The organism is Flavobacterium sp., assembly GCF_046155325.1.
Classification (GTDB): domain Bacteria; phylum Bacteroidota; class Bacteroidia; order Flavobacteriales; family Flavobacteriaceae; genus Flavobacterium.
On sequence record NZ_JBJXDQ010000134.1, the window covers coordinates 1 to 11,084 of the forward strand.

General features: G+C 30.2%; 10 protein-coding genes. 7 read left to right on the forward strand and 3 right to left on the reverse strand.

Features of this window, described 5'->3' with window-relative positions; all coding sequences use genetic code 11:
• Together ACKVOD_RS09480 and ACKVOD_RS09485 are read left to right on the forward strand one after the other, a co-directional pair.
• Positions 1-634 (forward strand): glycosyltransferase (locus ACKVOD_RS09480; RefSeq protein WP_409209229.1); only part of this gene is annotated, 634 nt, incomplete at its 5' end.
• A 1-nt stretch (position 635) separates the two neighbouring features.
• Entirely contained in the window at positions 636-1,028 is a 393-nt protein-coding gene (locus ACKVOD_RS09485; RefSeq protein WP_409209230.1) for a sugar 3,4-ketoisomerase, read from the forward strand.
• A 7-nt stretch (positions 1,029-1,035) separates the two neighbouring features.
• Here ACKVOD_RS09485 and ACKVOD_RS09490 read toward each other — a convergent pair whose 3' ends face one another.
• Genes ACKVOD_RS09490 through ACKVOD_RS09500 form a run of 3 tightly spaced genes read right to left on the reverse strand, consistent with a single transcriptional unit; the run spans position 1,036 to position 3,793 of the window.
• Positions 1,036-1,971, reverse strand: coding sequence for a glycosyltransferase family 2 protein (locus tag ACKVOD_RS09490; RefSeq protein ID WP_409209231.1), 936 nt, complete (start codon positions 1,969-1,971; stop codon positions 1,036-1,038).
• A gap of 3 nt (positions 1,972-1,974) precedes the next feature.
• Positions 1,975-3,069: a glycosyltransferase gene (locus tag ACKVOD_RS09495; protein ID WP_409209232.1), complete on the reverse strand. Its 1,095-nt coding sequence runs from the start codon at positions 3,067-3,069 to the stop codon at positions 1,975-1,977.
• Positions 3,070-3,109: 40 nt separating this feature from the next.
• Positions 3,110-3,793 carry a cell division ATP-binding protein FtsE gene (locus ACKVOD_RS09500; RefSeq protein WP_409209233.1) on the reverse strand — a complete coding sequence of 228 codons (684 nt, stop codon included), beginning with the start codon at positions 3,791-3,793 and terminating at the stop codon, positions 3,110-3,112.
• 228 nt (positions 3,794-4,021) lie between these two features.
• On the opposite strand from ACKVOD_RS09500, the gene ACKVOD_RS09505 reads away from it, so the two are divergent.
• The 5 genes from ACKVOD_RS09505 to ACKVOD_RS09525 all read left to right on the forward strand — a co-directional run bounded on the left by ACKVOD_RS09505 (position 4,022) and on the right by ACKVOD_RS09525 (position 10,621).
• On the forward strand, positions 4,022-7,036 hold the full coding sequence (locus ACKVOD_RS09505; RefSeq protein ID WP_409209234.1) for a tetratricopeptide repeat protein: 3,015 nt from the start codon (positions 4,022-4,024) through the stop codon (positions 7,034-7,036).
• A 40-nt stretch (positions 7,037-7,076) separates the two neighbouring features.
• Positions 7,077-7,442: a four helix bundle protein gene (locus ACKVOD_RS09510; protein ID WP_409209235.1), complete on the forward strand. Its 366-nt coding sequence runs from the start codon at positions 7,077-7,079 to the stop codon at positions 7,440-7,442.
• A gap of 3 nt (positions 7,443-7,445) precedes the next feature.
• A complete protein-coding gene (locus tag ACKVOD_RS09515) occupies positions 7,446-9,218 on the forward strand; it encodes a TonB-dependent receptor (protein ID WP_409209236.1) in 1,773 nt (590 codons plus the stop codon).
• A 183-nt stretch (positions 9,219-9,401) separates the two neighbouring features.
• On the forward strand, positions 9,402-9,851 hold the full coding sequence (locus ACKVOD_RS09520; protein ID WP_409209237.1) for a hypothetical protein: 450 nt from the start codon (positions 9,402-9,404) through the stop codon (positions 9,849-9,851).
• Positions 9,852-10,066: 215 nt separating this feature from the next.
• Positions 10,067-10,621, forward strand: coding sequence for an META domain-containing protein (locus tag ACKVOD_RS09525; RefSeq protein WP_409209238.1), 555 nt, complete (start codon positions 10,067-10,069; stop codon positions 10,619-10,621).
• Positions 10,622-11,084: the final 463 nt, after the last annotated feature.

The following is an 11,084-nucleotide window of genomic DNA, read 5'->3' on the forward strand; positions in this document are numbered from 1 at the left end:
AAAACGAATAGAATCTGATTTTAAGTATTCGAATATTGAAACTATTTACAATCCTATTGATATAGGATACATTCAAAATCAGTCTAAGGAAAATTTAGATTATAAATATATTCTTGCCGTTGGAAGAATGCAAGATGATATTAAACAATTTGACAAATTGATTGAATCTTATTCAAAATCAGATTTACCTAAGAAAAATATTCGATTGGTGATTTTAGGCGATGGGATTTTAAAAAATCAGCTAGTTAGTTTGGTAAAAAGTCTTAAATTAGAAAATAAGATTTATTTTGAAGGCAAAGTTAAAAATCCATTTAAGTATTATACAAATTCACTTTACACTGTTCTTTCAAGTAAGCACGAAGGTTTTCCAATGGTGTTAATCGAATCCTTGGCTTGTGGAACACCAGTTATCTCTTTCGATTGTCCCTCTGGTCCAAGTGAAATTATTACAAACCATCATAACGGAATTTTAGTCGAAAATCAAAATTTTGATGAGTTAACACTAGCAATGAATGTGATGATTGATAATAAAGAATTATACTTACATTGCAAGCAGAACGCAAAGTCAAGCGTAGAAAAGTTTTCTATCGAAAAAATTGGTGTTCAATGGTTAGAATTAATGAAAATTAAATAAAATGAACATAAAAATTATAGATATACCTAAAATCGAAAACCCTGAAGGGAATATTGCCGTTATAGAAAAGGATACTATCCCTTTTGATATAAAGCGAGTATATTATTTATTTGATGTTCCTAGCTCGGCTCAAAGAGGTGGTCACGCGCATAAAAAATTGAATCAAATTCTAATTGCACTTTCGGGAAGTTTTGATGTTGTGCTAAAAGACGGAAAAACATCTAAAAAAATATCATTAAATAAACCAGATAAAGGACTTATAATCACCAATAATATATGGCGTGAATTAGAAAATTTTTCTTCAGGAGCCGTTTGTTTGGTTTTAGCTTCTGAAGTTTTTAAAGAAGAAGATTATATTAGAGAATACGAATATTTTCTGAGCTATTTAAAATAATATGAAATCAATAACTAGTGAATTTCAATCCGTTTCGAACTAAAAATAGTTTTGTTTTATAGATGATTTGCAATAGACTAATAGGTAATTTTAAAAGTATTTTTTGCTTCCAATTCAAGTTTTTAAAATCAATTGAACTGCTTATTTTTTTTGATAAATTAATATCCCCATCGATTTTTGTGTGTTTTGATAAGACATAGCGTTCAAAATCCAAATATTTTTTAATTGAAAAATTGTCTATAGTTAATTCTTCATATTTATCAAAATTTGGGAGCCGTTTATTAAGTATTGAACTTGTGGTCAATTGATTTTCGGTTTGCATCAAATAACTCATTTGTATTGAATTTGAATATGCTAATTTAAAATGATAATTAGCTCGAATATTAAAATCAATATCTTCAGCAAAATCAATATTTTCATCATAGAGACCAGCTTTTTGAAAAACATTTTTATGAAAACAAACGCTTCCATGGTTATAAATTCCTTGTTTTAAATTGGTTTTAAAAAAATTAATGTAAACCGAAAAATTTTCAGTAAAATTTTCAGAACCATTTAGAGGTTTTAAAGTTTTGTCGAAATAAAGTTCTTGATAGTTTGTAGCGTAAATACGAGCGTCTTCAAAATTAGCAATCAATGATTTTATAGTTTCTAAAAAAGTGGGTTTCCACAAATCGTCCGCATCCAAAAAAGCGACATATTCAGACTTTGCATTTTTTATGCCTGTATTTCTAGTAGCTGATAAGCCTTTGTTATTGTCGTGGTGAATTAATCTGATTTTTTCTGAAACGAAAGGAGTAACTTTTGCTACACTTGCGTCAGTAGAACAATCGTTAATAATAAGTACTTCATAATCCGTAAAAGTTTGACTGACAATACTTTTAATGGTATTTTCAACATAGTTTTCCTTATTGTAAAGTGGGATAATGACTGAGAAAAATGGCATTAGCTAGTTTTTTAACATAAAATCAAAAATCGAGTTCCAATCTTTCAATTGGTCACTTTCATCAAATGTAAATTTATTTTCTTGATATTGAATCGTTTTATTTACAAAATCGGTCATCAACTGCGCTAATTCTTTTGGATTTTCAATGTCAAAAAAAGAGACTTTATCATAATTTCCAATAGTTTCTTTTGCATAAGGAAGATTAGCTAATAGAACAGGTTTAACGAAACCTTTGGCTTCTGTAATTGGCAATCCCCAGGTTTCTAATTTAGAAGGAAATAACAAACAATCCATCTTTTTATAGTAGCCAAATACTTCGGCACGACTAATTTTACCAATGAAATTTAAAGGCTTAAAATTATATTTTTTTATGATGTATTTTGAATAATTATTATCGTTTTTTGAAATAGTAAGGTGTACTTCGATTTTGTTTTTTATCGAATTAGGTAATAGTTTTGCGGCTTTTCCAATCAATTCGAAATTTTTAAAACTTCTAGGAAAACTGGGATAAAAAAAGTGAATTTTGGCAGTGTCTAAGTTTATTTCTTCACTATCTTTTTCTTGAATGTTTTCAGGCTTTGTGACCAAAACATTTTTCAAATGATATAGATTTTCAAATTCTTTTTTTATCCAATTTTGTTGTACAAAAACGGCTTTGTTTTTAGATAAATTAATTTGAAATAAATAGTTGTAAAAAATGGAAAAAACACCAATTTTATAATCAAATATCCAGTCTTTAAGTGTTGATTTATAAAAAATTGTTGGGTGGTGGAAATATAAAAAGCGTTTTTTAGCTACTACATTCGGACTAACATCATGCAGAGAAAGCCAAATATCAGGCTTTATTTTTTTTGAAAGTTTCTTGAAATAAAAGTATTCATAGTATAATCTATTAATCCAATATTTTTTTGATTTTGAAAAATCGATATATTCAATGTTTGGATAATTAAATTTTGATTTATCGTTAACTAAAGCAATGACTTTTATCTCTTTGTTTTTTGAATAATCGGATATTTTTTGCAAACAATTATCCAATATGGTGAAAATACCTCCTTCTACCATATTGATTCCTGAAATTACTATAATATCCTTTTTCAATAAAAGTTAATTTGATTATGAATGTAGATATAGTTCTTAATTATGCCGTCTTCTGAACCACTTCAAAAAGTTTTGCATCTTCGCATTTTAATGTTTTTGATGGAAATTTCATTAACAAAGCATAATCGTGAGTAGCCATAATGACTGTTTTTCCAGTCAAATTGATTTTTCTCAAAACATCAAGAACTTCAATACTGGTTTGAGGGTCAAGATTGCCTGTAGGTTCATCGGCAAGAATAAATTCGGGGTCGTTGAGTAAGGCTCTTGCAATCGCAACTCGTTGTTGCTCACCACCAGAGAGCTGATGTGGCATTTTGTTGACAAAATCTTTCATGCTTACTTTATCCAGTACTTCGTCAATTTTATTTTGAATATCGATTTTGTCAGTCCATCCTGTTGCTTTCAACACAAAAAGCAAATTGTCTTGAACAGTTCGGTCTGGCAATAATTTGAAATCCTGAAATACAAAACCTATTTTTCGTCTCAAAAACGGAATATCATCTTCTTTTAAAGTGGCTAAATCAAAATTTACAATGGTGCCTTCTCCTTCTGTCAATGGCAAATCGGCATAAAGAGCCTTCATAAAACTACTTTTTCCAGAACCTGTTTTCCCGATGATGTAAATAAATTCACCATGTTTTACTTCAAGATTTATATCAGATAAAATAATTTTTTCTTCTTGAGTTATAGTTACGTTTTTTAGAGACAATACCGGTAATGACATAGCAAATTTGTTTATGGTGTAAAAGTAGCAAGATAACGCTTGTATTCAAAATAAATTTTATTTTATCCTCATGTATTTATCAATCGATAACAATTTTATACAATTCATTACATAGAAAATATAGTTTCAATTGCTAATTGTTCAAAAAGATGTTCATAATAAAAGCAAGAAGTAGTCCGTTATAGCCTTGATTATACGATACATTTGAATTATTAAATAAAAATCACAATGCACAAACTTTCTAAGCTTTTGTTACTATTTATATTTTTAAAAATATCTTCTGTTCAGGCACAAAAATCAGGTATTTACACAAATGAATCAAAAGAATTTGACAAGGCACTTTCATTATATAAAGACGGTCAATTTGCTTCATCTCAAATAATTTTCGAAAAAGTTAAGTTGGTAACAACTCGAGAAGATCTAAAATCAGATTGCGCATTTTATAGTGCCCATTGTGCAATTCTAACGAATCAGTCCAATGCTGGAGTTATGATGGAGCGTTTTGTAGATAATTACCCTACCAATATCAAACAAAACCAGGCTTTTTTGCAATTAGCACAGTATCATTTTGCACAAGAAGAATATCATAAGGCTTTGAATTGGTTTGATAAAGTAGAAGAAGATTTACTTAAAACTAATGACGTAGAAAAATTTAATTTTCAAAAGGGGTATTGTTTTTTTACAGAGAAAAATAAAAAAGAAGCTAAAAACTATTTGAATAAGGTGGTTACTTCAACAAAATATAGTTCTCAAGCAAAATATTATTTAGGATTTATTGCTTATGAAGGGAATGATTATAATCAAGCCAACAAATATTTTGATCAGGTTTCAGGCGAAAACAAATACAAAGAAAAGTTGTCATACTACCAAGCCGATATGAATTTCAAGCAAGGAAATTTTGAAAAGGCGATTGATTTAGGGATTATAGCCATGACAAAATCCAGTCCTTTAGAAAAGTCAGAATTGAATAAAATCATCGGCGAAAGCTATTTTAATTTAAGTCAATACGACAAATCCATTCCTTATTTTTCAGAATATAAAGGAAAACGAGGAAAGTGGAGTAATACTGATTTTTACCAATTAGGATACTCATATTATATGCAAAAAGATTATGAGAAAGCTATTGCTCAATATAATAAAATTATAGGTGGTAAAGACGCTATTGCTCAAAATGCCTACTATCAGCTGGGAGAAAGTTATCTTAAACTAGATAAAAAACAACAAGCATTAAACGCTTTCAAAAACGCATCTGAAATGGAGTATAATGTGGCTATTCAGGAAGATGCGTATTATAATTATGCAAAATTGAGTTATGAAATTGGAAATTCTTACCAAAGTACTCCTGGAGTTTTAATTGGGTTTTTAAAGAAATATCCAAGCAATGCAAATAAGTCAGCAATTGAGAGGCTACTGATAGATTCTTATATTTCTTCAAAGAACTTTAAGGAAGCTTTGACTTTCTTAGAAAAAAACAAATCGGTTGAAAACAAATCGGCCTATCAAAAAGTCACTTTTTATAGAGGTTTAGAATTGTATAATGAAGGAAAATATAAAGAGGCAGCTGATTTGTTTGAAAAATCTATAGCGTTACAAAAAGATGCAGTTTTTATTGCTCGTGCTACTTTCTGGAAAGGGGAATCTGAATATAATCAAGAATATTTTAAAAATGCAGTGTTAAGTTACAAGCAATTTTTAGATTTGACTCAAGCTAGAGATACTCCCGAATATAAAAATGTAAATTACAATCTGGCGTATGCCTATTTTAAAATAAAAGAATATGAACAAGCAAGCACTTTTTTTGAAAATCAAATAAGTAAAGGCAAAGCAGATAAAGTGCATTTATATGATTCTTACTTGCGTTTGGGAGATTGTCGATTCGTTACTTCAAAATACACTTCTGCAACAGAAGCCTATAATAAAGTTATAGAACTAAAAGGTATCGATGCGGATTATGCTTATTTTCAAAAAGCAATTTGCTATGGATTTGTTTCAAAAAACGACAAAAAAATAGAGGAGCTAAATTCGTTTTTGCAATTGTATCCCAAATCGGAATACCGCGACAACGCTTTGTTTGAACTAGGAAATACTTATGTTGCTGAAAAACAACAAGAACAAGCGATTAAAACTTATGATCAATTAAATGCTGAATTTAAAAAAGGATCTTTTACTTCGAAAGCAATTTTGCGTCAGGGTTTGATTTATTATAATTCAGACAAAGATGACTTAGCTATAGCCAAATTTAAGAAAGTAGCGGCCGATTTTCCCAAAACACCCGAGGCACTCGAGGCAGTTGCTACGGCAAGATTAATATATGTTGATAATGGCAAAGTAGATGAATATGCATCTTGGGTTCGTACTTTAGATTTTGTATCCGTAACCGATGCAGAATTAGACAATGACAGCTTTGATGCAGCCGAAAAGCAATATATGCAAAACAATTCTAAACAAGCTATGACAGGATTTGGGACTTACGTTGCTAAATTTCCAAACGGAATTCATGCTGTAAAAGCCAACTATTATCTCGCTCAGTTGTACTACTCTGATGGAGAAGAAAACAAATCAATTCCTAATTATGAATTTGTAATCGCACAATCTAGAAATGAATTTTCTGAGCCATCGTTGATGAAATTGGCTCAAATTTTCTTAAAAAACAACAATTATGAAAAAGCAATACTGGTATTATCTCGCATAGAAAACGAAGCCGATTTACCGCAAAACAAAACTTTTGCTCAATCTAATTTGATGAAGTGCTATTATGATGCTAAAGATTATGAAAATTCGGTTGTCTATGCAGAGAAAGTTTTAGATAATCCAAAATCAGACATTAGTGTAAAAAGTGATGCGCAAATCATCATAGCCCGTTCTGCATTTAAATCGGGTGATGAAAGCAAAGCCCGTCTAGGGTATGCTAAACTTCAAACTATCGCTAAAGGAGAATTAGCTGCCGAAGCTTTGTATTATGACGCTTATTTTAAAAATCAAGACTCAAAATTTGAAGATTCGAATACTGCAGTTCAAAAATTAGCAAAGAATTACTCTAGTTATAAATATTTTGGAGCCAAAGGATTGGTTCTAATGGCAAAGAATTTTTATGGGCTCAAAGACAGTTTTCAAGCCACTTATATTTTAGAGAATGTAATTGAAAATTTCCCTGATTTTCCAGATGTAGTTTCAGAAGCCAAAACAGAATTGGATGCGATAAAAAGCATAGAGTCTAAAACGAATTCATCCATTCAAAATTAGACTTATAGATAATAGACGGATAGATAATAGAAAAGTAATTATGAGTGAATTTAAAAGACACAATTTTAAAAAACTAAAAATATGGCAAATGGCGATGGAATTGGCAAAAGAAATTTTTAAATTATCTTCAAGTTTCCCAAGCTCAGAAAAGTTTGGGCTGACTAGTCAAATGAATAGATGTTCTGTTTCTATGCCTTCTAACATCGCTGAGGGTTCAAGTCGAACTAATAAATCCTTTAGTCATTTTTTAGATATTTCTTTAGGTTCGTTATTCGAACTTCAAACTCAATTGTTGTTAGCTAATAGTCAAAATTATATTGCCGATGAATTATCACAGTATATTGAAAATAAAATAGAAGAATTTCAAAAAGCAACAATGTCTTTTCAAAACACATTAAATCAATAATTTATGTTAAATAGTCTATCGTCTTTTTGTCTATTATCTATCGGTCTATTACAAATCCAGTTTTCATTCGCTCAAAAAAAGGAAGAAAACATAGGGACAGAAGTCGTAAATGTTGTAAAACAATATACACCAACGATCTCGGATGTATCCAAAATAAAAGAATTACCTACAATCGATGAGGAAGAAAATGCTAAAAAAGAAGCCGTAAAATATGCTATTTTTTCTTTTCCAGTTGCCTCTACTTTTACTCCGTACAAAGGGATTGCCGAGAGTGTAGATAAAGTAGAAAAAACCAAGTATCTTAAAAATTATTTGACTTTTGGAGGAGGAAACTACGGGGTGCTAAATGCCGAATTGTTTCTAAATCAGGACCTCAATACTACCGATTATATAGGCGGAATGTTTCGCCATTTTTCCTCCCAAGGTGGAATTAAGGGTGTTGAACTATCGGATAATTATAATGAAACTAATATCGATTTGACTTTTGGAACAAACCGAAAAAATTTGTCTTGGAATTTAGATGTAGGCTACCAAAACCAGATTTACAATTGGTATGGATTGCCTATAGATTTTGGTAGTTTTTTGACTCCGATACAAAGGGCTACTTTGATAAATGAAACTAATGTACAGCAAAGTTATAATACGCTATACGTTGGGAATAGAATAAACATTAAAAATGGTGTTTTAAATGATGTGAGCCTGAAATTCAATCATTTTTCGGATGCATTTGGATCTGCTGAGAACCGATTTTATGTAAAGCCTTCCTTTGAATTCAATATAAATGATAGGCTATTAAATACAAATGTAATTGTAGATTATTTGAAAGGGAGTTTCGAAAAAAACTATTGGAATACTAGTACTATACAATATGGTTATACAAATATAGGGATTGCTCCTAGTTTTGAATTCAATGAACAGGGATGGAAAGTTACCATTGGGGCTGGTTTGTTTTATAGCTTAGATGCAGAAACAAGCAATAATCAATTTTTAATTTATCCAAAAATAAACGCGTCGTTTGATATCGTTGATAATTTAATGGTTTTTTACACAGGTGTCGACGGTAATTTAGAACAAAATACCTTTGCGGATTTTGTAAATGAAAATCCATTCGTTTCTCTTAGATTGACCATTGCTCCAACAGATAAGCAATATGATCTTTTCGCCGGATTGAAAGGGAAATTGACCAACGATATTAGCTACAATATTCGGGGTTCTTATATAAATGAAAGAAACAAAGCCTTGTTTAAAAGTAACGAATATTATGACTCCATGTATGAAGATATTATGAAAGTAGAGGGTTATCAATTAGGAAATTCCTTTGAAGTAGTCTATGATGATATGAAAACACTGAGTTTTTACGGAGAATTAAAAGCCGATTTATCAGAAAAAGTATCTTTTGGAATAAATGGCACTTTTAACAGTTTTACTACTAACTCTGAAAAAGAAGCCTGGAATTTACCAACCATAAAATTAGACTCAAAAATAGATTTCGAAATTACCGAAAAGTGGTATGCTGGGATGAATGTGTTTTATGTAGGAGAAAGAAAAGATGAACAGCACTATGATACCTATCTAAATGGTAATGAACCGAAACTTATAAAAAGTCTGGATGGTTATTTTGATGTCAATGCCCATGTAGGATTCAAATATAGTGATAGATTAACTGCTTTTTTGAGAGCCAATAATATCACCAATAACAGCTATCAAAAATGGCTGAATTATTCAGTTCAGGGACTTCAGGTAGTTTTGGGAGTGAATTATAAATTTGATTTTTAGATTTATTGCCACTAGGGCATAAGTTTTTTGCCACAAAGGCACAAGGACACAATTTTTTTTTGCAATAAAGACGCAAAGAAGCAAAAAATTTATGCAGGCTTAAACAACATAATAACATTTTTTATCTTCGTGGATTAGTGCCTTTGTGGCAAAAATGACTTAGCGCCTTTGTGGCAAAATCCTATGACTTTCAAACAAAAAATCCACCAACATTATCAGCAATTAGTTCAAGACAGAGAAGATGCTTTTCGGGATATGATTGTGGCTTTGACCGAAGATTCTAAGAACGATGCCAAAGGTTCAGCAGGCGACAAGCACGAAACCGCTTTGTCGATGATGCACATCGAGCAAGAAAAACTCAATCACAAATTGCGGGAAGTATTGGCCCAAAAAGCTATTTTGGATAAAATTGATTCTACTACAATTGCCAAAACTATCATTGTAGGCAGTTTAGTCAAAGCCAATGGAATTTACTTGTATTTAAGTGCAGCACTTCCAAAAATTGCTGTGGAAGGAATCAATGTAATTGCTCTTTCTCCACAATCTCCTTTGGGGAATAAATTGATGGGAATGCAGGTGCATCATGCTTTTGAAATAAATACTACCAATTACATTATTCAAGAAATTTTGTAAAAATTCATTTAAAAATAGAAAACTATTTTCTGTTTAAACTATTCTAGTTAAGATAATTGAGTTTAAAAATATAGTTTTACCATATGACACTGGTTTTATTATCTAGTCTATTTTTTTGAATATATAGATATATACCTACATAGCAATATTTTTAAAGAAATTAATTAGATTTGCAATAATTATTAAACAGTAATTAAATTAAAATCTTCTTACAAATGAAAAAAATATCAATTTTATTAATGTTTTTTACTATTATAAGTTGTTCAAATTCAAATCAGACTTCTTTGGAATCTTTAAATGCACAAAGAATAACTGCTTTCAGTAATCTTGAAGGAACTTGGATTTTAAAAAATGTGCTAATGGGAGATGCCTTGGATACCCCTTGTGGTTTTATGAACGAAGGTAAAGTGAAAGAAATGAATGTAACTTTTACTTCTGAAAAATTGACAGAAACCGAGTGTATGAAACTGTATGGTCAATCCTCAGTCAATGAATTTATGGGTGGTTACACTATCTTGTCTTATGATGCCGAAACAAAGACGGGTAAAATAAAGTTCGAGTCATTGGTTTCAACCAAAATGGCATCGGTTGATCCTACTTTTATGGATTGTGAAAACCGTTATTTTTCTTATTTAGAAAAAGCAGAAGATTTTAAAATCGAAAATGGAAAATTACAATTGAGCAAAACCTATCCTCTTGCAAAAGGAGATACTGGAAATTCCCCTTTTGGCGAAAGCTATAAAAACATTCTTTATTTTGATAAAAAGTAACCTCTAAAGATAGAATTATTTTTGAAAACTTAATAGTAGTTTCATTGCGAAATTACCTTTAGGTTTTTTATTATTGTCCTTTTTATGTAAAAAATGATCCAATTTGAAAGTTTCAAATGTGTTCTTTCTGATAAATTTTTTATAATTGGTAATACATTAATCTTGTGAGCATTACCTATTTTTAACTATTTATAATATTGATTTTTTAATTTCCCAACTTCTCATTTCCCACAGTTGAAACTGTGAACTATTGTTTTGTTTAGTTTTTGCTTGTATTGCCCACGGTTTCAAACGTTGGATTTTATTAGTTTTCACACAAAAAACCTATGGAACCTTATTGTTTGATTTAGTATTTTGTTTTTTAACTATCTATTTCACAACAGTGTTATATATTACAACTAAATATAACATAATGTTAAATCAACTTCATTTTTTGTAGAAAACCATCTAAATCATTAAAAAA